Origin of the sequence: Virgibacillus phasianinus (genome assembly GCF_002216775.1) — a bacterium.
Classification (GTDB): domain Bacteria; phylum Bacillota; class Bacilli; order Bacillales; family Amphibacillaceae; genus Virgibacillus_F; species Virgibacillus_F phasianinus.
The window spans coordinates 3,731,386-3,756,167 of the sequence record NZ_CP022315.1; the positions used below are offsets into that span (position 1 = coordinate 3,731,386).

General features: G+C 39.4%; 23 protein-coding genes. 10 read left to right on the plus strand and 13 right to left on the minus strand.

Annotated elements, in window-relative coordinates; translation table 11 throughout:
- Positions 1–80: 80 nt before the first annotated feature.
- The 6 genes from glpX to CFK37_RS18080 form a co-directional block, all read right to left on the minus strand.
- Complete coding sequence (gene glpX / locus CFK37_RS18055; RefSeq protein ID WP_089063181.1) at positions 81–1,031, minus strand: class II fructose-bisphosphatase; 951 nt, start codon at positions 1,029–1,031, stop codon at positions 81–83.
- Positions 1,032–1,051: 20 nt separating this feature from the next.
- A complete protein-coding gene (rpiB, locus tag CFK37_RS18060) occupies positions 1,052–1,540 on the minus strand; it encodes a ribose 5-phosphate isomerase B (RefSeq protein WP_089063182.1) in 489 nt (162 codons plus the stop codon).
- Between the two features lie 209 nt (positions 1,541–1,749).
- Positions 1,750–2,406 (minus strand): dihydroxyacetone kinase subunit DhaL, encoded by a 657-nt coding sequence (gene dhaL / locus CFK37_RS18065; protein WP_089063183.1) that lies wholly within the window; start codon positions 2,404–2,406, stop codon positions 1,750–1,752.
- A 19-nt stretch (positions 2,407–2,425) separates the two neighbouring features.
- On the minus strand, positions 2,426–3,430 hold the full coding sequence (locus CFK37_RS18070) for a dihydroxyacetone kinase subunit DhaK (RefSeq protein WP_089063184.1): 1,005 nt from the start codon (positions 3,428–3,430) through the stop codon (positions 2,426–2,428).
- Positions 3,431–3,502: 72 nt separating this feature from the next.
- Entirely contained in the window at positions 3,503–4,783 is a 1,281-nt protein-coding gene (locus CFK37_RS18075; RefSeq protein WP_089063185.1) for an MFS transporter, read from the minus strand.
- 25 nt (positions 4,784–4,808) lie between these two features.
- Positions 4,809–5,918: an MDR/zinc-dependent alcohol dehydrogenase-like family protein gene (locus CFK37_RS18080; RefSeq protein WP_089063186.1), complete on the minus strand. Its 1,110-nt coding sequence runs from the start codon at positions 5,916–5,918 to the stop codon at positions 4,809–4,811.
- A gap of 245 nt (positions 5,919–6,163) precedes the next feature.
- Here CFK37_RS18080 and CFK37_RS18085 point away from each other — a divergent pair, with 245 nt between their 5' ends.
- On the plus strand, positions 6,164–6,952 hold the full coding sequence (locus CFK37_RS18085) for a DeoR/GlpR family DNA-binding transcription regulator (protein ID WP_089063187.1): 789 nt from the start codon (positions 6,164–6,166) through the stop codon (positions 6,950–6,952).
- A gap of 108 nt (positions 6,953–7,060) precedes the next feature.
- Here CFK37_RS18085 and CFK37_RS18090 read toward each other — a convergent pair whose 3' ends face one another.
- Complete coding sequence (locus CFK37_RS18090; RefSeq protein WP_089063188.1) at positions 7,061–8,719, minus strand: peptide ABC transporter substrate-binding protein; 1,659 nt, start codon at positions 8,717–8,719, stop codon at positions 7,061–7,063.
- 242 nt (positions 8,720–8,961) lie between these two features.
- On the opposite strand from CFK37_RS18090, the gene CFK37_RS18095 reads away from it, so the two are divergent.
- The 4 genes from CFK37_RS18095 to CFK37_RS18110 are packed head-to-tail and all read left to right on the plus strand — an operon-like array spanning position 8,962 to position 13,508.
- The gene (locus tag CFK37_RS18095; protein ID WP_089063189.1) at positions 8,962–9,561 is read left to right on the plus strand and encodes a TetR/AcrR family transcriptional regulator; all 600 of its coding nucleotides are present in this window, start codon (positions 8,962–8,964) and stop codon (positions 9,559–9,561) included.
- Entirely contained in the window at positions 9,551–10,858 is a 1,308-nt protein-coding gene (locus CFK37_RS18100; protein ID WP_089063190.1) for a purine-cytosine permease family protein, read from the plus strand. Before CFK37_RS18095 ends, CFK37_RS18100 begins: the two co-directional genes overlap by 11 nt.
- Positions 10,855–11,946: an S-methyl thiohydantoin desulfurase family protein gene (locus CFK37_RS18105; RefSeq protein WP_089063191.1), complete on the plus strand. Its 1,092-nt coding sequence runs from the start codon at positions 10,855–10,857 to the stop codon at positions 11,944–11,946. The genes CFK37_RS18100 and CFK37_RS18105 overlap by 4 nt, the downstream gene beginning before the upstream one ends.
- A 2-nt stretch (positions 11,947–11,948) precedes the next feature.
- Positions 11,949–13,508 carry a hydantoinase/oxoprolinase N-terminal domain-containing protein gene (locus tag CFK37_RS18110; protein ID WP_172840575.1) on the plus strand — a complete coding sequence of 520 codons (1,560 nt, stop codon included), beginning with the start codon at positions 11,949–11,951 and terminating at the stop codon, positions 13,506–13,508.
- A 917-nt stretch (positions 13,509–14,425) separates the two neighbouring features.
- On the opposite strand, the gene CFK37_RS18115 is transcribed toward CFK37_RS18110, so the two are convergent.
- From CFK37_RS18115 to CFK37_RS18135, 5 genes are all read right to left on the minus strand, one after another.
- Positions 14,426–14,755 (minus strand): AtuA-related protein, encoded by a 330-nt coding sequence (locus CFK37_RS18115; protein WP_089063193.1) that lies wholly within the window; start codon positions 14,753–14,755, stop codon positions 14,426–14,428.
- Positions 14,725–16,062 (minus strand): acyclic terpene utilization AtuA family protein, encoded by a 1,338-nt coding sequence (locus CFK37_RS18120; RefSeq protein WP_089063194.1) that lies wholly within the window; start codon positions 16,060–16,062, stop codon positions 14,725–14,727. The genes CFK37_RS18115 and CFK37_RS18120 overlap by 31 nt, the downstream gene beginning before the upstream one ends.
- 32 nt (positions 16,063–16,094) lie before the next feature.
- Complete coding sequence (locus tag CFK37_RS18125) at positions 16,095–17,417, minus strand: CitMHS family transporter (protein ID WP_089063195.1); 1,323 nt, start codon at positions 17,415–17,417, stop codon at positions 16,095–16,097.
- A gap of 203 nt (positions 17,418–17,620) precedes the next feature.
- Positions 17,621–18,997, minus strand: a complete 1,377-nt coding sequence (locus CFK37_RS18130) for a sigma-54 interaction domain-containing protein (RefSeq protein ID WP_089063196.1) — start codon at positions 18,995–18,997, stop codon at positions 17,621–17,623.
- A gap of 101 nt (positions 18,998–19,098) precedes the next feature.
- Positions 19,099–19,677: a LysE family translocator gene (locus CFK37_RS18135; protein WP_089063197.1), complete on the minus strand. Its 579-nt coding sequence runs from the start codon at positions 19,675–19,677 to the stop codon at positions 19,099–19,101.
- 131 nt (positions 19,678–19,808) lie between these two features.
- On the opposite strand from CFK37_RS18135, the gene CFK37_RS18140 reads away from it, so the two are divergent.
- From CFK37_RS18140 to CFK37_RS18160, 5 genes are all read left to right on the plus strand, one after another.
- On the plus strand, positions 19,809–20,693 hold the full coding sequence (locus CFK37_RS18140; protein WP_089063198.1) for a LysR family transcriptional regulator: 885 nt from the start codon (positions 19,809–19,811) through the stop codon (positions 20,691–20,693).
- Positions 20,694–21,018: 325 nt separating this feature from the next.
- Positions 21,019–21,456: a MarR family winged helix-turn-helix transcriptional regulator gene (locus CFK37_RS18145; protein WP_089063199.1), complete on the plus strand. Its 438-nt coding sequence runs from the start codon at positions 21,019–21,021 to the stop codon at positions 21,454–21,456.
- A 57-nt stretch (positions 21,457–21,513) separates the two neighbouring features.
- Positions 21,514–22,458: a ring-cleaving dioxygenase gene (locus CFK37_RS18150; RefSeq protein ID WP_089063200.1), complete on the plus strand. Its 945-nt coding sequence runs from the start codon at positions 21,514–21,516 to the stop codon at positions 22,456–22,458.
- Between the two features lie 2 nt (positions 22,459–22,460).
- Positions 22,461–23,516 carry an LLM class flavin-dependent oxidoreductase gene (locus tag CFK37_RS18155; protein WP_089063201.1) on the plus strand — a complete coding sequence of 352 codons (1,056 nt, stop codon included), beginning with the start codon at positions 22,461–22,463 and terminating at the stop codon, positions 23,514–23,516.
- Positions 23,517–23,532: 16 nt separating this feature from the next.
- Positions 23,533–24,099, plus strand: a complete 567-nt coding sequence (locus tag CFK37_RS18160) for an NADPH-dependent FMN reductase (RefSeq protein ID WP_089063202.1) — start codon at positions 23,533–23,535, stop codon at positions 24,097–24,099.
- 222 nt (positions 24,100–24,321) lie between these two features.
- On the opposite strand, the gene CFK37_RS18165 is transcribed toward CFK37_RS18160, so the two are convergent.
- Positions 24,322–24,741, minus strand: a complete 420-nt coding sequence (locus tag CFK37_RS18165) for a nuclear transport factor 2 family protein (RefSeq protein ID WP_089063203.1) — start codon at positions 24,739–24,741, stop codon at positions 24,322–24,324.
- Between the last annotated feature and the right edge of the window lie 41 nt (positions 24,742–24,782).

Below are 24,782 nucleotides of genomic sequence, written 5' to 3' on the forward strand. Positions count from 1 at the left end.
CTCATCCCCCTGACTTGGTAGTTTATCCTATGCGTGATGGTTGGGAATGTACATGGAACTCTTGCGTCCCATTATGTCTTCTACTTTACCTTTTCCGGTCTTTTGTGCTCACTTTCTACTATTCGATATTGACGTTCCTTACCATTAATCAAAATGGACTGTGTTAGATGATAGTTAGGACAAGATTGAATCCCTTTCAAAAATAAATTTTCGGTAATTCCCGTGGCAACAAAGATACACTCGTTTGTACTGACAAGTTTACTGTGAGGCAGCACGGCTTCAGGATCATTTAGACCCATGTTCTTGCAGCGTTCATATTCCGCATCATCTCTAGGTAATAATTTTGCCTGCATCTCTCCGCCAAGTCCCTTCATTGCCACAGCTCCAAGTACTCCCTCAGGCGCCCCGCCGATTCCGAGGAACATGTCAACGTCCAAATGCTCCAGACACGTGGCTGTTGCGTATATGACATCTCCATCTTGAAACAAATGTACCTTAGCTCCCATTCCTCTAATCGTCTCAATATATTTTTGGTGTCTTTGGCGATCTTGTACGAATACATTTAAATCATTTACTTTTTTGCCTTTCGCCTCAGCCACTTTTGTTAGATTCTCAGATAGCGGAGCATCGATGTCTATGTTTCCTTTCGCGGAAGGTCCCACAGCTAGTTTCATCATATACATATCTGGTGCATGCAGAAGTGTTCCCCTTGGTGCCGCAGCAATTACTGTCATTGCGTTTTTTTGCCCATTTACCGTTGGAGTTGTTCCTTCTATCGGATCGACAGCAATATCAATCTTCGGCAAACCGCCTTTACCTAGCTTCTCGCCAATAAATAACATTGGTGCTTCATCTATTTCCCCTTCTCCAATCACAATTCGTCCATCCATACCAATCTCATTTAGTTTCTCCCGCATGGCTTGTGTGGCAGCTCCATCGGCTTCTATTTTGTTTCCACTGCCAATCCAAGGAATTGCAGCAATAGCCGCTGATTCCGCGACCTTTAAAAAATCAAGTTCAATTGACTTCATCAAATTCCCTCCTAATGATGTTAACCGCAATTGTTACCAGAAACAGATTCGGTACTGTTAACTTTACTAAATTCTTTTTCCTTTTCATTAATTTTATCTACTTTTCTTTTTGAACCCTCAGCCCACTCAGAATTCAAATAAGCTTCTACCACCTTTTTTCCAATTGCTACACCGATAATCTGTGCACCCATTGTGATGATTTGTGCATTATTGCTCAACTGTGCACGCTCGGCAGAATACGTGTCGTGTGCTAAAGCAGCCCGAACCCCCGGAAATTTATTGGCAGCAATCGATACACCAATTCCGGTTCCGCAAATAAGCACTGCCCGATCTATTTGCCCATCATAAATACCTTTTGACACCTCAAACGCGACATCAGGGTAATCTACTGTGGAACAAGAATGGCAACCATAATCAATTACTTCATGCATGGTTGTCTCTTCCACAAACTTTTTAATTGCTTCTTTAAATTCAAACCCAATATGGTCACTGCCAATCCCTAACTTCAATACTAACACCTCTCTCATTAGACTTCACTAAAATTTATTTTCATTCATATCCTTTTGTTTATAAATTAATTTAATTGTTTATTTTCATTTATTTTCGTTATATTGTTTAAAAGTGTAAAAAAAGAATCAGAAACTGTTCTGAGCTCTGATCCTTTCATTTATTCTTTCTTAGGGCCATTTGTTGCATTTGGAAAACAGGTTAAACCAACTCACGCTGTTTTCGAGGAATTGCTTTTTATAACCTTCAAAAAGGTAGATAAAATGAAATAAGCTGAAGTTGCTCCTGGATCCTGGACTCCAATCGAACGGTCAGCTAAACGGCTGGAGCGGCCTTTTTTCGATATCATGTCTTTCGTGGAATTCATTCCCGCCTCCGCAGCATTTACCGCAGTTGAAAATGCCGTTTCAAAATCCTGCGTGTCATCAAAACAGGTCTTAAGTGTCTCAGCAAATGGTGCGAGCGTATCTACCATTGTTTTATCACCAACTTCGGCTTGCCCTCGTTCCTTCACTCCATTCGCAAAAGCCACCCAGTATGCAGCTAAATCTTTTTCATTTAACACAGTTTTATTTTTAGCTATTTTGGCACCTCGCATAAACCCTGTTGCATATAAGGGTCCGACAGAAGAGCCTACTGCATTTAGAAATGTTTTTCCTATAGTTACACTTATTTTTCCACAGTCTTCCGTATCCACGAGTTCGTTCGTTAATTTGTCATGAATGGCCTGCCACCCGATTGACATAGTCACTCCATGATCACCATCACCTAATTTACGGTCCAGTTCGCAAAGGTAGTCCTTCTCTGTTTCAACCATGCCTGCAACTTCCTTAAAAAAATCTTTTAACCCATTAGATGTAAGTTCCATCCTGAACACTACCTTTCCTTTATTTCTGAACAAACATTGGACAATTTACAGGGTGGTCCATGACCTTAGTTAGCTCATCATCTAACTTCATAAGAGTTACAGAGCAGCCTCCCATTTCTAATGAAGTAATATAATCCCCTACATAAGAGCAATAAATTTTTATTCCTTGTTCACTTAGAATCTGTTCCACTCTACGATAAACAATGTATAAATCCATTTTCGGAGTGGAGCCAAGGCCGTTAACCAGCACAGCTACTTCATCGCCTTTGGTAATACCGCTATCTATCAAAATATCATTTAGCAAACGATCAGCCAGTTTGTCAGCTGTTTCTAGGGGGCCCTTTTCCAAACCAGGTTCTCCGTGATGACCCAGTCCGATTTCCATCTCATCATCCCCAATTTCAAAGCTCGGTTTCCCTGTTTGCGGATGATAACATGGGCTGGTCCCCACTCCCATCGACCATGTATGATCATTCGCTTTCCTGGCAATCCGAACCACTTCTTCTAAATTGCAGCCAAAGTCTGCCGCTGCACCCGCGGCTTTATAAATAAAAAGTTCACCAGCTATGCCACGACGTTTTTCCTTTTCTTCTTTCGGTGCCGAAGCAACATCATCTGTTGCGATTGCCATTCCTACTTCAATGTCTTCCTCCAGATCTGCCATTTCAGCGGCCATGCCAAAGTTCATTACATCCCCAGCATAATTTCCATATAAATAGACAACACCCGATTCTTTATTAATAGATTTGGTCACTTCTAAAATCGGGTCGGGAGAAGGAGATGAAAAGATATTTCCTACTGCAACACCATCTGCCATGCCTTCCCCAACATACCCCATAAAGCCTGGCTCATGACCGGATCCACCGCCGATCAATATACCAACCTTGTTTTGTTTTGTTTCGCGCACGGTTACTAACGCGCGGTTGTTACTGGATAATTGTTTTATGTAATCGGGATGTGCACGAACATATCCCTCCACCATTTCATCTACTACATTAACCGGATTATTTACTAGTTTCTTCACTGTTACACACTCCTATCGGTATTTTATTAATCTAAATCGGATTGGCAGTAGCCCCTCAAAGGAGGCTACACCTTACACAACAGAATGCGTGCTCTCTTCGACATATTCGTTTTCCGTAGCGGTGGGCACTTTTAAGAACCTTGTCAAAATCGCTGCCCCAAAATAGAGTCCCCCAAGAATCCACATCATACCTTGTGTATTTACCAAACCATAAAACAGGGCTACTAATGCTGGACCAACAAACACACATAAACCTGCACCCAGGTTTAATATAGACATTGCTGCTCCTTTGTCACCGTCACCAACCAAGGAAGGAGTTAATGCGGATAAAGGGACAAATCCTGCTAAACATGCCCCCCACAATATTCCGATAACACCAACGACAAACACGTTTCCTGCAAACAGCTGGGGTAAATAAAACAAAAGAATAGTAAAAACCCCGCAGCCAACTGCACCAAACCACGTTATGGTATTCCTCCAGCCAAATTTATCCCCCACATATCCAAAAATAAGGTTGAATGCAATATTGGAGATGAAAATGGTTCCCCAAATATTTAACCAAACCGTTGTACTAACACCTTGAGTAGCTAAATAAATCGGCAGAAACAGTGGAAACGCGTATTGGGATGCTTGGTTAACTATACGAACAATTCCGGCAATTCCGACCTTAGGTTCTCGTTTCACAATCGTAATACCATTCAGCAGTTCTTTCATTTTTGATGAATTATCTGACCTTTTTTCCAGTTCAAATTGATCTCGATTTACTACAATGGCCAAGAACGCACCAATAAATACCCAAATTAATGCGCTCCAAAGAGTCGGAATGTGGCCGAATTGTTGGATTGACCAACTGGAATAATAGGCGCCTAGGACGCTTAAACCACCAGTGAAAACAAACCAGAACCATCCGACTGCTGTTCCAAGTTGATGTTGTGGTGTTCGATAGGTAATCCAAACCAGAAAAGAATATGCAAACAGCGGATAACCGAAACCTCTAATTGCATATGTCGGAATCATTAGTCCGTAATTTAATGTTGGAATTGCAAGCCCAACAAACAAACTATGTCCAAGCACGTACATAACTAGACCGAGCAGCATTGTTTTTCTCGGACCGATTGCTTCTACCAAAACACCGGAAAACCATGCAGCGATAGCAATCGTTACACCGTATGCTGTTGTTAGAAACGCAGCTTGTTGGACAGATAGCCCTTCATCAACCAAATAAGGGCTGATCCAAGCAAGCTCCAATCCATCACCCATCATAAAAATTAAAACCCCTAAATATCCCCAAACTAAGTGAGATGGTAAACCAATTCTATCAAGGAAAGAATCGTTGCCAGCTAGATTCTTCATCCTATCCCTCCCGTCTTCACAGTAATTATGGCTGTAAAACTATTTTCAAAGATTTATCACCTTTTTTCATCAGCTCAAATCCTTCTTCAAAGTCTTTTAAATCCAGCTTATGTGTCACAACATTGTTTGTTGGAAAAGTTCCATTGGCAATCCCATCAATAACTAACGGATAACAATATGGACCTAAATGAGAACCAAGTAAATCCAGTTCCTTCCTGTCGCTGATAATACTCCAATCAACGGAAACAGGTTCCCCAAAGACACTAAACTCCACAAACCGCCCCAATTTTCTAATCATTTGAAGCCCTTGTTCGACCGATTTCGGATGTCCGGTCGCTTCAATATATACATCGCAACCATAACCGTCTGTCATGTCTTTTATTTCCTGAACTATATCAACTTCGCCGGGATTTAAAACAATATCAGCGCCAAATTGCTTTGCCAATTCCAAGCGGTCCTCTTTTAAATCCAGTACGATTATTTTTTCAGCACCCGACTTCTTGATGGCACCAACCATTCCTAAGCCCAAAGTTCCAGCTCCGGATAGGACAACAAAATCGCCTATTTGAACCTGTGCCCGTTGAACAGCGTGAAGACTGCAGGCATATGGTTCAATTAGAATCGCTTTCTCAATCGGCAAGTCTTCAGGAACCTTATAATTAATTGCTTCTTTGGTAAATTTCATGTATTCAGCCATGCCGCCATTGACATTGTTTTGAAAACCGTATAAATCATGCTTTTCACACATCCAATATTGACCTCTATCACAGAATCGGCAGTCCCAGCATGGTACAATCTGTTCCGAGATTACTCGATCCCCAACAGCAAAATCATTCACTGCACTTCCTTTTTGAACGATTCGAGCAATGAATTCATGACCAGGTATCATCGGTGCTTTAATATAGGCGGGTTGTTTTTCATCACCCCAAAAACTCGGCGCACCATCATATGCCTTAATATCACCAGCGCAAATTCCACAAGCTTCTACCTTCACGATAATTTCTTCTTCGTTTTCCAGTTTTGGAATTTCTACTTCTTCATACCGATAATCCTTTGGCCCATATGCAACTACCGCACTCATTGTTTCTGGAATCTTTTTAGCTACTTCTTGTTGACCCGCTACTGTTTCATTCATTTGCCTCTCTCCCTTTCAGTTAATAGAATATGTAACCGATTATTCAACTCCTTTGTAACCGGTTTCAATATTTGTTTTTTATTTTATCATTATTTTTTGTTTTGTCAATTTATTTTTTCAATTATTTTCATTTATTGTTTATTATTGATATAAACAAGGTAATAATAATAAAACAAGTAAAACTATTGATAAATCATTAAATATCACATAACATAAAATTAAATAGAACAAGAGGATGAAATAAAATGAAAATGTTTGTCAATGAAAGAAGAAATAAAATTATGCAGCTTTTATACGATAAAAAGCGAGTTACTGTTAAGGAACTATCCTCCCATATAGGTGTGTCAGAGGCCACTCTTCGTACGGATCTCAATCAAATGGAGGCAGATGGTTTTTTAACTAGAACTCATGGTGGTGCAATGCTTAAAGAAGAAACAAACAATGATACCAGCTTTACTACACGGGAAAAGAAAAATAAAGAAGAAAAAACAATAATTGCTGAAAGGGCCTTTGAACTAATTGAAGAAAAGCAATGTATATTGCTGGATGCTAGTTCTACTGCGTTAGAGTTAGCACGATACTTAAAAAGCCAATCGATGCGTTTGACTGTTGTAACAACTGGTTTATTAACCGCATTAGAATTAAAAGAAAACCCGAATTTGACTGTCATCATGATTGGCGGAGTTGTAACAAACCGATCCTCTTCTATTGAGGGGACACTGGGATTGGACATATTAGATCACGTAAATATTGAAATGATGTTCACTTCAGGAAATGGTTTTTCCATAGATAAAGGGCTGACAGACTTTAATTTATATGAGGTAGAATTGAAGAAACAACTCGTTAAACGGTCTAATAAACTCATTGCGATGGTAGATTCATCAAAAATTGGCACAACATCCAGTGCAGTCTTTGCAACACCTGATGAAATTGAATTATTAGTTACCAATAAACCGTTAGACGATACATTATCCAAGCAATTGAAAGAAAACCATATTCGTGTACTGGCACCTGATTTACTATCGCAAAATTAACAAATTATTAGTAAAAAATTCGGGTGAATTTCAAAAGACCCTTGTTAACTAACCAAGGGTCTTTTTGAATAGCCATTTCTAAATCATTTCTCATCTGTTCGTAACCGTTTACTCCGCCACATTTGCCCATTTATATTCGTATGTTGAACCGAATGGATTAACATGGACACCTTCTATTTTGGGTGAAATCAATTGTGCTCTTGAACTTTGATAAATTGGTGCTATCACTGCATCCTCAAATAGCAGCTTTTCGGCCTTTAGGAAATTTTGATAGCGTGCAGCATTATCTTGGGCTAATGTTGTTGCAGTTTCATTAACCAATTCATCGTATTTAGGGTTTGAGTACCCCATCAAATTGTTCCCACTGCCTGTTGTATAAAGATTCATGTATGTAAATGGATCGAGAAAGTCTGGGCCCCATCTGGAAATTTGCAGTTCGTATTCCATCTTCGAACTCAAATCAAGGCGAAGCTCTTTCGGTACCTGCTTCAGCTTAATCGTCAGCCCTGGCAGGTTAGTTGAAAGCTGGTTGGCAATATATTCAACCATTGTTTTGGTCGCTTTGTCATCAACTGATAATAGCTCCAATTCCAATTTATCCTTACCAATTTCTTTTAACCCTTTTTGCCAGTATTCATGGGCCGCTTCCTTATCATATGTCACCAGATCGCCATTAACTTCACGGAAGTCCTCCCCAGATTCAGGCATTGGCGTGAAATTTGCTGGAACAAGACCATTTGCAACTATGGAACCATTATTTAGAATCTCATCTACTAATGCCTGTTTGTCAAAGGCCCTGCCAATCGCAGCACGAATATTAGTGTTTGCAAGAGCCTTATTAGCTTTTTGATTAAATTTGATGAAATACACAAATGTACCTGGTGTGACGACATAGTCATCATGGGACTTATACTTGTCAACAAGATCTGCAGTTAAGTCGACCCGATCAACTGCACCTGAAGTATACAAGCTGACTGCTGTTTGCGGATCTTTTACCACTTCAAAAGTCAATTTATCCATTTGCACCGTATCGGCATCCCAATAATCCTCATTCTTCACCAGTTCCCATGAGCTGCTTGTGCTTTCCCAATTTTCTATCGTATATGGACCATTTGCTAATAACGTATCCGTACTTGTAGCAAACTTGTCACCTTGTTCCTCCACAAAAGCTTGATTTAATGGCAGGAATGTACCAAAAGTTGTTAAGGACTCAAAGTATGGCGTTGGATTCTCCAGTTCCACCACGAATGTATAGTCATCTTTTGCGGTAACACCAAGTTTCTCCACTGGAACCTTTCCTTCGCTCACTTTTGTCGCATTCTTAATAACACCATTCATCATATACGGGCCATATTCTGATCCTGTTTTGGGATCAACCGCGCGCTGCCATGCATAAACAAAGTCATGAGCTGTAACAGGGTCCCCGTTTTCCCATTCAGCATCCTCCCGCAACGTAAACGTCCAGGTGAGTCCATCCTCACTAACAGTGTGATCCGTCGCGATACCATCAACAGGTTTGGCGTTATTATCCAAACGATAGAGTCCTTCTTTTGTAGCTGCCAGATAGATAAAGGATGATTCATCCGAGGCCTGTGAAGGATCCATCGTCGGAATCGCATCCGGATTCGTTAAATTTAGTACTTTTCCCCCTTCTTCGGCCGATTCTCCCTTTGTCCCTTCCTTCCCTCCCGTTTCATCACTGCAAGCTACCAGTATACTGAGTAATAGACCAAATGCCAGCAACAACGTAAAGTATTTCAGTTTCACTTAACTGCCCCCTCGTTTTATTGAAACTATATTCCCAAAACTAGCGAAACGCTTAGGGGTATTATAACTTTGACCAGATAATATTTCAAACAATTTTGTACTTTCTAATAACTATTTTCCGATGTTTTATAAAAATATTTCCATTATGTTCTAACCCTTTTAAAGATTATTTTTGTCAGAAATATTGATTATTTTAGAATACAATGCTAACATTACCTAACAAACATTAGGTAGGTGAATATATGACCAAAAATAAAATAATCCTAGCAACGATAAATAATTTTTCAACACATGGCTACCATGGTGCCACGATGAGCAAAATTGCAAAGGAAGTAGATATTAAACCTGCTTCTCTTTATTACTTTTTCGAAAGTAAAGAAGATCTATTTAAACAGGCAATTCAGGTTATATTAGATAATCATTTTTCTAGTATGAAGACTAGTTTTTTTAATCATAAAAAGGAGAATATAACCAATTTGTTTTCAGAACTATTTCGTTCCATCGTGTATCACCATACAAGTAACATAGTGGAAACTAAAGCCTATGTGACTATGGTAAGTTCTCCTATTCCTAATATAAAAAAAGAAGTGAGTGAATATTTAGTTCAATATAACGAGTGGCTTCTCAAAAACCTAACTGGCGTTATAAAAGGACAGTATACAAATCTTGATGAACATACAATCAGAAAAATTATTGATTACTTTATCTTTATTGGTAATGGTTTGTTTTGGGGAATTGTAATTTACGATCAGGAAGGTATTCATAAAAACTTGACGCAAGCAATTTATTCCATGGAACAATACATCACAGAAACACTTAGGAGTGAAAACTATGCAAAATGATAAACTCATCGAAGACTATGAACTAAAACCCGTTCCCGAAAATGAGAGGCAGGGCTGGTTCCAATTGACTATGGTGTGGGTCGCTGGAATAATTGCTTTATCTGCTACTGCCTTAGGTGGGGCACTTGGTAGTGGAATGAGCTTGAATGAAGCGATTATTGCCTCATTAATTGGTACCTTTATTTTATCCATACTAAGTGCCCTTTGTGGAATTGTGGGAGCAAAAACGGGTCTTTCCACAGCTTTGGTATCATCATTTGCACTAGGAAGATTTGGATCAATGGCTGTATCGGTTATTATAGCCATCTCATTATTTGGATGGTTCGGTGTTCAGCTAGATTTATTCGGTTCTAGTTTGAATAAAGTTATTTCAGATGTATTTGGGGTAGATATATCTCCTGTTATTTTGATGATAGTAGGCGGTTTATTGATGACAATCACATCTTGTATCGGATATAAGGCGATAGAAAAGTTAAGTCTTTTCGCTGTGCCGCTGCTGGCCATTCTACTAATCGGATCTGTATATCTTGCCAGCCGATCTTTTACTTACCAAGAACTTAATAGCGCTCCAATCACTTCTGATCCTTTAACAATTGGTATGGCAATTTCACTGGTGATAGGTTCCTTAGCTGTCGGTGCAATTATTGGCCCTGATATCTCAAGATACGCAAAGTCTGCTAAAGACTCAGTTATTGCCTCTTTTCTCGGATATTTTATAGGTTTCAGTATCGTGCTTGTGATTTCCGCAATATTAGCGAAGGCGACGAATGAGGTAGATGTTGTAGCAATTATGATTGGTTTAGGATGGGGTACGGGTGGTATGTTAGTACTCATTCTTGCGCAATGGACCACAAATAACACCAATTTGTACTCATCCGCACTCGGCTTTTCTGTTATTTTTCAGAAAATACCAAAATATATATTAACAATTATTGCTGGTATTGTCGGTACAACTTTTGCCATCTTTGGTATTTATGATAATTTTATTATGTTTTTAAGTGTATTGAGCGTGCTTATTCCGCCTATTGGTGGTATTTATACAGCTGATTTTATTTTTAGACATCGTTCATACAGCTTTACTAAAATCGATACAATTCAAAACGTTAGAATTTATAGTATCATCAACTGGGGTGTTGCGTCATGCATAGCATTTATGACATCACCCAGTCCGACCGGGTTTGGATTATTTTCAATAACAGGAGTTTCAGGGTTGGATGCGTTTTTGATAGCCTTTTTCATTCAAATAAGCATTTGTGCTTTACAGAGAAAGTCAACTAATAAGGAGGCAGAGGCATGAGATTAATTGGCAAAGAAGAAGTCGAAAATATAGCAATTGGTGCAGCATTACTAGGTACTGGAGGTGGCGGAGATCCCTATATTGGAAAGTTAATGGCTATGCAAGCTATTGAAGAGCACGGGCCCATTAAGCTAATCGATATAGAAGAATTGGCAGATGAAGATATGGTAGTTCCCTCCGCCATGATGGGAGCACCTACAGTAATGGTAGAAAAAATCCCCAGCGGACAAGAAGCGATCGAGTCATTTAAGTCTTTAGAGAAAGTATTGGGTAAAAGAATAAAAGCGACTATGCCAATTGAAGCTGGAGGGGTAAACTCTTTACTTCCCTTAGCTTTAGCTGCAACAGTGGGTTTACCTGTAGTGGATGGTGATGGTATGGGACGAGCATTTCCCGAATTACAAATGGTGACATTCTATTTAAATGACGTCAGTACAACCCCGATGGTGCTATCGGATGAAAAAGGCAATAGCATGGTTATGAATACCATTAACGGATTATGGGCTGAAAAAATCGCTAGGACGGCAACCATGGAAATGGGCGGATCCGTAATGAATGCCATCTACCCTATGACAGGACGCCAGGTGAAAGATTCTTCCATTTACCGAACATTGTCATTAGAAGAAAATATCGGTCGAACCATCAAAGAAGCAAAAACCAAAAAACGTAACCCTATTAATGAAGTTTTAAATCTGCTAGGTGGCTATAAACTTTTCACGGGAAAAGTCATCGATATTGAAAGAAAAACGGATGGCGGATTTGTACGCGGAACAGCAAAAATTGAGGGTCTTGAAAAAAATAAGGGCGAAAATTGCTATTTAGATTTCCAAAATGAAAATTTGCTTGCCAAAACCGATGATCAAATTTTGTGTATGACTCCTGACTTAATTACTGTATTGGATACTGAAACAGCCATGCCTATTACGACAGAGGGATTAAGATACGGTGCAAGAGGGACAGTTATTGGTATTCCTTCAGATAAAAAGTGGAGAACTCCCAAAGGCATCGAAACTGTTGGCCCGAGATACTTTGGATATGATTATGACTTTAGATCTATAGAAGAATTAAATGATAGAGGTGAAAAGTAATGATGAAATACAGACTTGGCATCGATGTTGGAGGTACAAATACAGACGGTGTCTTACTAGATAGAAATATGAATGTGATTCAATCACTAAAAACCCCAACAACTAATGATGTAGAGACAGGTATTTATAATACAATCAATCAGTTGATTCAAAACTCGGATGTAGAGATACAGAATATAGAATATGCAATGTTAGGCACGACACAATGTACAAATGCAATTGTAGAGAGAAAACGGTTAAATAAAATCGCTGTCATACGTATTGGCGCACCTGCAGGTTTGGCTATTAAACCACTTACTGGTGTTCCCGATGATTTAAGAGCCATTCTTGATAACCATACTCACCTTGTCGAAGGAGGGCATGAATTTAATGGACAACAAATTTCAGCCTTAAATGAAGACAAAATTAGGGAAATTTCTGGAACATTAAAGGGTAAGGTTGATTCTATTGCAGTTACTTCTATATTTTCACCTGTTAATAAGGATCATGAGAACCGAGCCGCGGAAATTCTGAATGAAGTCATGGGAGAGGATGTTGCTATATCATTATCCAGTGAGGTAGGAAGTATAGGCTTGTTAGAGAGAGAGAATGCTACTATTTTAAATGCCTCTATTATTAACGTAGCTAAGGCTACTGCGGAAGGGTTTGAAAATGCGTTAAAAAATAATGGGGCAAATGCAAAAATATTTTTCTGTCAAAATGATGGTACCTTAATGTCTAAAGATTATACACTAAAATATCCCATTTTAACTGTAGCTTGTGGACCCACCAACAGCTTGCGAGGTGCATCATTCTTAACTAATAATAAAGATGCAATCATTGTAGATGTAGGTGGCACAACAACAGATATTGGCGTCCTAGTCAAAGGATTTCCAAGACAATCCTCGATAGCCGTTGATTTAGGCGGTGTCCGCACTAATTTTCGGATGCCGGATATCAATTCGATCGGCTTGGGTGGCGGAACAGTTATCCGCTTAAACGAAAATGAATTCAGCATCGGCCCAGATAGTGTGGGACATAAAATACACGACGAAGCTATGATTTTTGGGGGTAACACCTTAACAGCAACTGATGTCGCTGTCGGTTTGGGTAAAGTAACACTTGGTGACCCGGAAAAAGTAAACCACTTAGATAAAGAATTGTTATCAAAAGTCTATAAGCGTATGGTTGAAATGGTTGAGGAAGCAGTAGATAAAATCAAAACAAGTTCCAATGACATACCCGTCATATTAGTAGGTGGCGGAAGCATATTATTACCTGCCAATATAGAAGGTGCAACTAAAGTATTTCAACCGGAAAATGGAGGGGTTGCAAATGCAATTGGTTCAGCAATCTCCCAAATTAGTGGTGAAATAGAAAAGATATTTGCTATCAATAAAGAAAATAGACAGGAAGTATTAAACAACGCAAAAGAATTAGCCATAAACGAGGCAATTGAGGCAGGTGCTGATAGTAAGAAAATAGAAATTGTTGATTTGGAAGACATACCATTAGCCTACCTCCCTGGGGATGCCACTAGAGTAAAAGTGAAGGCCGCAGGTGATTTAGCAGTTAATTCTTAAAGTAAAAAACAATTTCTAAATTTATGATATTAGACTTGACTAATAGTAGGAAAGAGGCTGGACTAAAGTGTTTTGGCCAGAGAGAAATCCGAACTATGATTCGAAATTCTTTAATTGGATTTTGAAGTAGTTTGGATATTTTTCTTGTTTGTTTTTGTAAACCCTACAGCTAGTTGTCTATAAACTATGACACACATGCGCTAGGTTGTTTTCCGCTGCGGACCGTTGCTTTCCGCGGTCACGGCTTCAGCCTCCTTGCCCCGGCAAGGGGTATGCCGATGTTGCCCGCAAAGGGCGGTTTTAGTCGGCCTTCATTATTTCCCGCTCTGCGGGGTCTTCAGCTCGCGCTGTTCCCGCAGGAGTCAACGGTCCTCCGCTCCAAACAACCATTGTAATAGAGGATAAACCATATATTACCATTGCCAAGTCCATATTAGCGGAGGAAAAACGCGGAGACTCCTGTGGGAGCAGAAGCCTAGATGAGACCCCGGAGAGCGTAAGGAGGCCACTGAAAAAGGTAAATATAGTACAAAATAAGTGGATCTATCATCGCATCTTGAATATACTGCGCTTTCCGCGGGCGAGTGTCGAGTCTCCTCGGACTGCCGTCCTGCGGGGTCTCGCCGATCTCTCACTTCCCGCAGGAGTCTCCGTATATTCAAGATGCTAAGTGAAGGTGAAAATCTATATTTTTAATATCCACCACTTTTTCAGTGCCCTTAGCGTAAGCTCGAGGAGGCTCATCAGCTGCCCACGGAAAGCGCAGTGTTTTTCCGCAGCGGTGGCAGTGCGCCTAGAATAATTGTTAAGTACCGTTCTAATCTTCCTATCCTGTGACTGTTCGTCTTTTTAGGTCAAACATTTTGGTTATGTCCCGGCCTCCTTTTTTATTTTACTAATAAGGTTGTTTGATTAATTTAATCAATCTTCATTTCTAATAGCGCACTACTTAGGGTTTTCCCATGGGTATCCATAGCAAGGGAAGTCGTAACCCCTCCTAATAAACTCTGATAACAGACAAAATTCAGCGCTTTGATATTAGGCAGTTCATAACGAATTACTTCCCCTTTAACAATATCTTTCAAATGATCTTTCACCGCTGCAGGGGTAACGTTCTGACATAACCTTTCATAATCCTTCTCTTTGTATGGAATGAGAGATAGACTCAAAATATTTCCTTTGTCCCCTGCACGACTGTGGGCAATTTCAACTAATTTCAATTCTTCATCGCCTCCCCTGTTAGCCATTCTTTTATATAAACCTCTGGCTGCACTTGCTCTCTTTCAATCAAAGTAGATAGCACCCCGATGGATTCAGTAATTTTTTTTCGTGCTCCCCCACCCGCTGCAGGACCATTTAAATATAAAGCTTCAACTTCTTCTCCTATTAGACCTGCCGTTTGTTTGGAATTGTGATATCCAGCGGCACGAAGCCTTATTTCATATGGTATTGTTGCATTGCCGAAGTTTGTCCGATGAACTGAGGATAATCCAATATAGTCAATTCGCAAATCCGGAAAATGCATCAATAATCGTTCCTTCAAAATTTCTCCCGCAAGCTCTGCTCGCTCCAACGCATATGAGCCAGCATAAGAGATTTCTCCTTCTCCCAAATAACCCGCATGATAACCAACAGAAACTTTCAAGGACTTAGGACGTTCCCTGCCAGTACCATTCATTATTTCAACCTGGTTTTTTCCAATTTCTCGTATTTGTACGGTTGAGAGGTCAGCGATGACATCAGGTGTGATATAGTTAGTTGGATCATGAATTTCGTATAACAGTTGTTCCTTAACTGTTCTTAAGTCAATAAGTCCACCCGTACCTTCCACCTTAGAAATAACGGCACGCCCATCAGCAGCTATCGTGGCATATGGAAATCCAATATTAACGAGGTCAGGCACCTCTTTTTTATGAGTATCGGAAAAATATCCTCCGCTAATCTGACTTGAACATTCAAGCAGATGCCCTGTAATTAAGCCTTGGCCTAACTTGGGATAATCCTCTTTTGACCATCCAAAATGATAGACTTGTGGCGCAAGAAAGAGGGATGGATCTGCCACTCTCCCTGTAATGATAATATTTGCATCGGAATTAAGAGCCGGGATTATTGCATCTATCCCAAGATAGGCATTGGCTGAAATAATCGGTTCAAATTGGGAGATGGAATGATTTGCTTCCCACGGAACGGAATTTAAATCAATTTGATTAAGCACATCATCCCCAGTTACGGCAGCCACTTTACAAGATAAATTTAATTCCTTTGCGATTTCGAGTGTTTTTTCCGCTGCAGCGATAGGATTCGCTGCCCCCATATTTGTAATTAAACGAACGTCATTTTCTATAAGTAACGGCAGTAGACTCCGCATTCTTTTTTCCAACAAGGGATCATATCCGGCTTTCTCGTCATGTAATTTACGTTGTTGTGCAAGTGCTATTGTCCTCTCTGCTAAACATTCCAGAACAAGATAATCTAAATTAGCATGTTCTAATAATAGTTCTGCGGGTTCTATACGGTCTCCCGAAAATCCCGCCCCTGATCCAATTTTCAACATATAAGTTTACCCCCTTAAGTTTTAAACTATTTTTAGTTTGTGAGTAGCCCCATTAGCAATGCAACAGTTGCCATCACTGCGGTAATCCCAAACCCCAGAGGAATTGCCTTCTTCTGTAAATCACCCAAATCCACACCTGCCAAGCCAATCAATAGAAAAGTTGAACCAGTCAATGGACTTATCGGAAAACCAACTGTCATTTGCCCTAAAATGGCTGCCCGTCCCATTGTTTCAGGTTGAATTCCAAACGCCTCCGCAGTGGCACTTAAGACAGGAAGTACACCAAAATAGAAAGAATCTGGGTCGAAAATAAGGCTGAGTGGCATAGACAAGTATGCGAGAATAACCGGCAGCGCCTGGCCCCATCCACTTGGAATCGCAGTTGCTGATACGCTCGCCATAGCTTCAATCATTCCCGTCCCGGCAAGGATCCCGGTAAATATCCCTGCAGAAAATATTACGGAAGACGTGTAAATCGCTCCGCGTGCATGTGCCTCAATCCGTTCCTGCTGCATGGTTACCTTACGATAGTTGATCATAAGTGCAAGTGGTACTCCAATAACAAACGGAAGTGCTAATGGAACAATCCCCATTACCAAAACAACAATAACCGCTATAGTTAATAGAAGATTGGGTATAAGCATTTTTGGGCGCTTCAGCTTTTCATTACTTGGATCTTTTTCCTCACCAAAGAAATCATCAGACTCCTCTGCATTGACGGTTGCTGCCGTTTCACTGATTCCCACGCGTTTACGCTCTTTTTTACCAAGCCAATAGGCTGCAATCAACACACAAACTAAACCTACAATTTGAACTGGGATAAGAGGAGAATACAGTTCAATTACATCGATATTCAACGCTGTAGCTGCTCTTAGGGTTGGTCCGCCCCACGGCACCATATTCATTGTTCCTGCACTTAACGCAGCAATAACTGCCAATGTTAATGGACTCATTTTTAAGGCTTTATAAACAGGTAGCAGGGCCGAGATTGTAATAAGGAAGGTGCTGGAACCTGATCCATCTAAATGTGAGGCCATAGCTATAATTGCTGTACCTAAAGCAATTTTAACTGGATCTCCCCCAGCATACTTTACGATGCCGTTTATTAAAGGATCAAACAGCCCCGCATCAAACATGATTCCAAAAAACAAGATAGCAAATGTAATCATAATGCCTGTCATGGCAATGTTTGCCATACCTGTGCCCATAAAATCGCCTAGTTCCCCTATGCTAAATCCAGCAATTAAAGCAATGACAGTAGGAATAATAACAAGTGCAAAATGAACTGAGGTCTTCTTCGTCAGTACAAGATATAACAAAATGGCGATGATTAAGAAACCGTAGAAAGCAAGCATAATTTTCCCCCTTGTTTAAAATGTGTACGCAACTGTAATAATGCAAGAAGCATGCCAAAGAAAAAAAGCCTTGCAATAAGGCTAAATAAAATACGTTTCTAAAATACTGGAAATTAATTAGAATTTAATTATCTGAACTCCCACTATTGTAAGCGGTGTCATTATTTCTAAAAATGTAGAACTTTTTTCTAGTTTCTTAGAATTTATTGATCCATTTTGTTATAGAGGGTAGCCAATGAAATACCTAAATGTTGTGCCGCCAGTTTTTTACCTTCAAGTGTCTCCCCACAAGTTTTTAACGTTTGCCTGATAACTTCCCGTTCTGTGTTTTTTATGATTTCTTTGAGACTTTGATGGGAATATATGTTGCTTATGGAACCATGCCTGCAAATGATTTCTGGTAAGTGCTGCGGTTCAATATATTCTGCTTCAGTCATACTTAGCGCATAGTGGATAGCATTATATAATTCCCGTGTATTACCGGGCCAATCGTATTGACTAAGGATTTGAAATGCATCCTCAGTTATCTGAATTTGCTGTTGCGTGGTTGTTTGTTGCTTAACCAAAAAATTGATGAATGAAGTGATGTCTCTTCTTCTCTCCCGCAACGGTGTAATCATAATAGGAACACCATTAAGCCGATAATATAAATCTTCTCGAAACCGTTTCTTATCTACCAATTTTCCCAAATCCTTATTTGTAGCCGTTATGACTTGAACATCAATTTCTCGTTCCTGTAAGCCACCGACTTTTCGGATCCTTCCTTCCTGTAAAACACGAAGCAGTTTTGCCTGAAGTTCAAAAGGCAAATCACCTATCTCATCTAAAAAGAGAGTACCATAATTGGATAATTCAAAAAGACCGACCTTCCCGCCTTTTTTAGAACTAGTAAATGATCCCTCCTCATAACCAAATAATTCGCTTTCCAGAAGTTCTGCAGGTATGGCTGCACAATTAACTGGAATAAAGGGAAACTTTGCACGGGGCCCTTCACTATGAATAGCATGAGCAAATAACTCCTTTCCCGTACCGCTTTCTCCTTGTATTAGTATGTTTAAATTCGAATGCGCTGCTTTCTTTGCTAATTCTACTGTTTCCTTCAGACCTCCATCTTTTCCAATAATATCATCAAACGTATACTTAGTTTGGTACATATGACCCACGGTATTTTCCAATCTGGCAAGTCGTTCTTTGCTATTTTTAAGTTCTTTTGTCAGAAAGTGAACCTCATTTAAGCTTTTACAAACAGAAACGGCGCCAACAATTTTTCCATGTTTACGTACGGGTGCTGTATCAATTACATATTCAATTTGTCCTTCCCTGCGATAGATGCCGGCTCTTCGCTTACCGTCTTTTAATGCCTCGGGTAGAATTGCTCCTTTTCGAACTTCTTTCAAGGGTTTGCCGAGAATAGCCTCTGGTTGTACACCTGTTATTTTTGTATATTCAGTGTTAACAAATTGAACTGTTCCTTGCGAATCTATCACTAGAATCCCATCATTAATAGAATCAATCGTTTCCTCAAGCCAATTAGTATATTCTTTAGAACCTGGTCCTTTTTTATCAAAACTATTAATCACGCAACATCCCCCCTTGCATATGTTCAGATCACTTATTATAACCCTATCATATTTTTTAATTTTTTGAATGATAGGTACTTGGTAAAAATATGGATTGCAATCTACAGAAAAATACTGACAGCAGAGTAAATCAATAACAAACTCATAATTACCCGAAATAATTTATCATGTTTAGCAAACAATCTTTTAAAGATTGAACCGAACCCTGACCATAAGAGCAACGCTGACCAGCCTAGTAAAATGGTTACGATTAAACAGAGTACGATGGAATTAATAGAATGATTAAAAGGCAATATAAATGCACTCATCACAGTTAAGAAAAACAAAATGCTTTTGACATTGATAATCTGAATGATAAATCCCGATAGAAATGAGGATTGCACTCCACTAGAATTATCCGTTGTATCCTTGGGCATACCCACCTGCCATGCCAAGTAAAGCAGATATGCTGCGCCGATAATTTTAAAATATGGCTCTAAAACAGGAATCCAGTTGTATAGACCCGTTGTTAATACCCCACTTAGAATCCCTAGCACTGCAAATCCAGTCAAAATCCCGCTGCTGAACCGCCACGATCCCATGAAGCTAAATCTTCTTGCTTCATTCATCATCAAGATGTTACTTGGACCAGGTGTAATGGATGTAATAATTACATAAGAAAGAAATGCTACTATATTCATTGAATCACCTTCGTTTACTAATTTACGAATGACCAGCTTTTATTGTATGATAAGATCACCCATAAATAAAATTGAAGTTTTTAAAACCATTATCATTTTTTTCGATACATCATATAAAAAGGAGTAATGATATGGAGATTAGGCATCTTATAACCTTTCAAACCATTGTAGAAGTCGGTAGTTATACAGGAGCTGCTTCTAAGTTGGATTATACTCAGTCCACCATAACCTCACATATTCAAGCACTTGAAAACGAAATTGGCGGCGCGCTTTTTACGTATGTGAAAAGAAATTTGAAGCTTACGCATTTAGGAAGGGAATTAATGCCCTTAGCGGAAGATTTGCTTTCCACCCATGACCAGATTAAGAATATGCAAAACGCACACGAAGTTAGGGGAGTATTAAAAGTGGCTGCACCGGAGTCATTAACCATTTCCCGATTAAGTCCAATAATAAGGGAGTTTTCCTTAAAGTATCCACATGTCAAAATCATCTTAAGCAATGGCACTTGTGGGCAAAACCAGATTGATTTAATGCGCGGACAAGTAGATATTGCTTTAATGGTCTACCCGGAAATTGAATTAGAAAAATGTATTCATTATCCTTTAATTGAGGAAGAAATGGTCATTATTAGCAGTAACGATGGTCCAAATCATTTTGATGACTATAAAAATAGTAGCACCAAGCATTATTTTATAACAAATGAAGAAGGATGCAGTTACCGAACCATGTTTGAAAGGCACCTTCTAAAGCACGACATTCAAAACTTTCAAACCATGGAATTATGGAGCATTGAAGCTATTAAACAAACCGTTATGAGCGGACTTGGATTCTCTGTTTTACCTTATATTACCGTTAAAGATGAAGTAGAAAATGGCAAATTAAAGGTTCTAACACACTCGGAAGAACTGGACCCAATATATTCCCATATGTTAATCAAAAAGAAAAAATGGCTTTCACCAGCAGTAGAGGCTTTCACAGAACTTGTTCTGGACTCTATCAGCGAATCTAATTAAGGAGTGGTTTCTGCGTGAATAAAGTTATGGTGATGTAGTCATTCATGCTTCTTTCCAAATATCCATAATGCCATATTCATGTGACGGAATATTTCCCGGAAAATATATTTGGCCATGGTTTATTCCGTCTTTTATACATTTCTAACACTAACCACATGAATAAATAATTTTAATGGATACTAGCTTAACAATAATTTGTTTATCCCTATCCTTCTCAGGTATTTCTTTAGCCCAAAATATAATACCTCGAATTCGAGATATTTTCCTTGCACTATTATCAATTGAGTAGTAAAGTGAAGATAACGAAAGGAAGTGATCATGCGTTATGCAAAACAATACCCGCGGTTCATTAATCTGGCTTCGACTCACTCGTTTCACACATCAAAGTAATATGCTTTCAAATGAATTTTTAAAGCAGTTTGATTTAACTACTGCGCAATTTGATGTGTTAATGCAAATTTCAACCTACGAGCCATTAACACAAAGTGAATTAGCCGAGAAAGTGACAGTAACACAGGGTGGCATTTCTCGGATGCTCGCTCGTCTGGAAAAAGACGGACTTATTGAACGAAAGCAAGAATGGAAAACCAAAACCATTTTGTTAACTAATAAAGGCCGCGAAAAGCTTGATCATGCATTTGAAGCCCAGCTTGCGTTCCAATCCTCGTTCTTTGACGAATGTTTATCTGAAGAAGACCAGAGAATCTTGTTTTCACTCATGTCCCGTGTACAAAAAAATAGTGAAAAAAGGAAAATGCCATAGTAGTATTTTTTTAATTTATCACTTGACTAGTAAAATGATAATAAGGAGGAATAGTTGATGTACACCATTTCAGGGCACCATCATATTTCAATGATTACAAAAGATGCAAAACAAAATAACCATTTCTATCGTGATGTACTTGGTTTACGCCGTGTAAAAATGACGGTCAACCAGGATGATCCATCAATGTATCATTTATTTTACGGGGATAAAACAGGAAGTCCAGGCACAGAGTTATCATTTTTTGAAATGCCCCTTGTTGGACGCACATATCGAGGCACAAATGCCATCACTAAAATAGGTCTGCTTGTACCAGCGAAAGAAAGCTTAACCTTTTGGAAAGCACGATTTGAAGAGCACGGTATACAACATAGCGAGATCACAGTATACGCCAACCGGCCTGCCCTGCACTTTGAAGATACTGAAGGCCTGCGAATGGTACTTCTTGCATCAAATGGCGAGAAAGTTGAACACTGGGAATTATGGGAAAGATCAAACGTACCTGCTGAACATCAAATTCAAGGCATGGGCTCTGTGGAAATAACCGTGCGCAGAATTGATAAAATAACAAGGACACTAACAGAGATGTTTGGCTATACTGAAATATCTCGTACAGAGAATGAAGCGATTTTCCAATCCGTACAAGGTGAAGTCTTTGGAGAAATCGTTGTGAAATATTTAGATGGCCCCGCTGAAAGGCCTGGACGAGGCAGTATTCATCATTTAGCAATTCGTGCCAAAGATGAGGAAGAGCTTGCCTATTGGGAAGAACAAGTCCGGATACGCGGCTTTCATTCATCTGGCATTGTGGATCGCTACTACTTTAAAAGCCTATATTTCCGCGAATCAAACGGTATCTTATTTGAAATTGCAACAGACGGGCCTGGGTTCACAATCGACGGTAACATCGCAACATTGGGTGAAGCATTAGATTTACCGCCATTTTTAGAGGACCGTCGTGCGGAAATTGAAAAAAATCTGAAACCAATTGAGGAGAATTAACTATGGAACAATATCGCATCAATCCATCAAAAGGCATGGAATTAGGACTATACTCATTGGGGGATCATATCCCAAACCCGCTTACAGGTGAGCGTCCTTCAGCTCAACAACGAATTAATGAATTAGTAGAAGCTAGTAAATTAGCGGAACAAGCAGGTATCGATGTCTTTGGAGTTGGTGAAAGTCATCAAACCTACTTTACTACACAAGCCCATACCGTTGTCTTAGGTGCCATTGCGCAAGCAACAAATAAAATTAAAATCACAAGCTCAGCAACCGTACTAAGTGTATCTGATCCTGTACGAGTATATGAGGATTTCGCCACCATCGATTTACTTTCAGATGGCCGTGCGGAAATTGTTGCTGGCCGAGGGTCCCGTATCGGCGCCTATCACTTGCTAGGCGTTAATTTACAAGATTATGAGGAAATTTTCGAGGAGAAATTAGAACTACTTAAAAAGTTAAATGAAGAAGAACATGTTACATGGCAAGGCGAATTCCGCGCTCCATTACAAAACGCACAGATTCTGCCGCAGCCAAAAAATGGCTCACTCCCGATTTGGCGTGCTGTCGGTGGACCACCTGCGAGTGCCATTAAAGCTGGATTTTTGGGAATTCCAATGATGCTGACTACATTAGGCGGGCCAGCGGTCAACTTTAAACCTTCTGTTGAGGCTTATAGAGAAGCTGCTGAACAAAAAGGCTTCGATTCAAAAACATTGCCCATTGGGACAACTAGCCTGTTCTATGTTGCAGATACTACAAAAGAAGCATTACAAGGCATGTACCCACATATAAATGGTGGTTTCCAATCCATTCGCGGCAGTGGTTATCCAAAACAGCAATTCGCCCAAGCGCCTGATACACGTGATGCATTAATGGTTGGTAGCAAAGAACAAATCATTGAAAAAATACTTTACCAATATGAGCTTTACGGAATGCAACGCTTTATGGCTCAAATTGACTTTGGTGGTGTACCATTCAATAAGATTATGAAAAATATTGAAATCATCGGGAACGATATCATCCCAGCCATAAAAAAATATACAGCCAAATAGAAGGGAGAGAAACAAAATGAGAATTGTAGCATTAGCCGGCTCTATTGTCGGCTCAAAAACAAAAACTGCCACGAAAAAAGTGGTTGAAATGCTTGAAAATAAATACCCGCAGCATGAAGTTACACTATTAGATCTAGCTGACTACACATTGGAATTCAGCGATGGTCGCCATTATTTTGAGTATGATGGAGATACAAAATACGTTACGGAGACCATTATGTTGGCCGATGCCATTATTATTGGGACGCCAACGTTTCAAGCATCCATTCCAGCAACATTAAAAAATATCTTTGACTTACTGCCAGTTAGTGCTTTCCGTGACAACGTAGTTAGTATAATCGTGACTGCCGGTACAGCGAAACATTATTTAATGGTGGAGCAGCAATTAAAGCCGATTTTAGTGTATATGAAGGCTCAAATTGTCCAGCCTTATGTATTTATCGAAGAAAAGGACATTCACCGGAAAGAAATAATCAATGATGATGTGGTTTTTCGTCTTGAACGTTTAGTTGAAGATACTGTGCTACTGGCAGAAACCTATAAAAATCTTCAGGCGAACCGAGACGCCAAATATGACTTTTGATAAGCTGCCAAAGTGTCATAAAACTTGAAAGATGTATTAGCTTAATTAGTAGTACAAGAGGCTGGGACATACGTGTTTTTATCAGTAGAAAAATCCGAACTCACCTAAAGTGACGTAGAAATTAACAGCATCGGTCATATTTTAGGGTATACTTTTCTGATACGTCCTAGCCTTTTTTAATTTCTAATTTCAACTAATTTCTTGAAATATGTGCAATTACTCCTAAAAGTGGCTTGTATTCTTAATCACATATGAGGTAATTTCTTTTATTTTGGAATTTTTTCCTGCACTTGAAAAGTTGTATATGTCACAGAAATCATACCGTTTCATTCCTCCTACATTTAACGTACCGTTCACTGCTCCGGTACGTCCATGTGTAATGATGTTTTGGATATGAATTTCATTTATTTTTTTGTCTTTTCTGTCTACCATCATTTTGACAAATGGTTCTTTTCCCTGAATAACCCTATCACCAATTAAATGCCAGTAAACATCATTTGCAATTTGATTGATCACAAAATCCGTATCGCATACAGCAAAGGCTATACTAAATTCTTGAAGCAGCTTTTTTTTAGGCGAGTTCCCGCAATCTTCCTCACATATTATTTTTAGGTCCCTATATTGTGAAATCGTCGGTTCCAAAATACCCGCTCCCCTTTCTAATTAACCTTTCTATTTCCTAG

Bases quoted from the DNA above. Each gene is read 5' to 3' on its own strand.
- CFK37_RS18150 (WP_089063200.1), top strand. From the start codon at position 21,514: ATGTACACCATTTCAGGGCACCATCATATTTCAATGATTACAAAAGAT.
- CFK37_RS18145 (WP_089063199.1), top strand. From the start codon at position 21,019: ATGCAAAACAATACCCGCGGTTCATTAATCTGGCTTCGACTCACTCGT.
- CFK37_RS18115 (WP_089063193.1), bottom strand. From the start codon at position 14,755: ATGGCTAACAGGGGAGGCGATGAAGAATTGAAATTAGTTGAAATTGCC.
- CFK37_RS18135 (WP_089063197.1), bottom strand. From the start codon at position 19,677: ATGAATATAGTAGCATTTCTTTCTTATGTAATTATTACATCCATTACA.
- CFK37_RS18155 (WP_089063201.1), top strand. From the start codon at position 22,461: ATGGAACAATATCGCATCAATCCATCAAAAGGCATGGAATTAGGACTA.
- CFK37_RS18100 (WP_089063190.1), top strand. From the start codon at position 9,551: ATGCAAAATGATAAACTCATCGAAGACTATGAACTAAAACCCGTTCCC.
- CFK37_RS18110 (WP_172840575.1), top strand. From the start codon at position 11,949: ATGAAATACAGACTTGGCATCGATGTTGGAGGTACAAATACAGACGGT.
- glpX (WP_089063181.1), bottom strand. From the start codon at position 1,031: ATGAAGTCAATTGAACTTGATTTTTTAAAGGTCGCGGAATCAGCGGCT.
- CFK37_RS18125 (WP_089063195.1), bottom strand. From the start codon at position 17,417: ATGCTTGCTTTCTACGGTTTCTTAATCATCGCCATTTTGTTATATCTT.
- dhaL (WP_089063183.1), bottom strand. From the start codon at position 2,406: ATGGAACTTACATCTAATGGGTTAAAAGATTTTTTTAAGGAAGTTGCA.
- CFK37_RS18075 (WP_089063185.1), bottom strand. From the start codon at position 4,783: ATGAAGAATCTAGCTGGCAACGATTCTTTCCTTGATAGAATTGGTTTA.
- CFK37_RS18085 (WP_089063187.1), top strand. From the start codon at position 6,164: ATGAAAATGTTTGTCAATGAAAGAAGAAATAAAATTATGCAGCTTTTA.
- CFK37_RS18080 (WP_089063186.1), bottom strand. From the start codon at position 5,918: ATGAATGAAACAGTAGCGGGTCAACAAGAAGTAGCTAAAAAGATTCCA.
- CFK37_RS18105 (WP_089063191.1), top strand. From the start codon at position 10,855: ATGAGATTAATTGGCAAAGAAGAAGTCGAAAATATAGCAATTGGTGCA.
- CFK37_RS18160 (WP_089063202.1), top strand. From the start codon at position 23,533: ATGAGAATTGTAGCATTAGCCGGCTCTATTGTCGGCTCAAAAACAAAA.
- CFK37_RS18120 (WP_089063194.1), bottom strand. From the start codon at position 16,062: ATGTTGAAAATTGGATCAGGGGCGGGATTTTCGGGAGACCGTATAGAA.
- CFK37_RS18140 (WP_089063198.1), top strand. From the start codon at position 19,809: ATGGAGATTAGGCATCTTATAACCTTTCAAACCATTGTAGAAGTCGGT.
- CFK37_RS18095 (WP_089063189.1), top strand. From the start codon at position 8,962: ATGACCAAAAATAAAATAATCCTAGCAACGATAAATAATTTTTCAACA.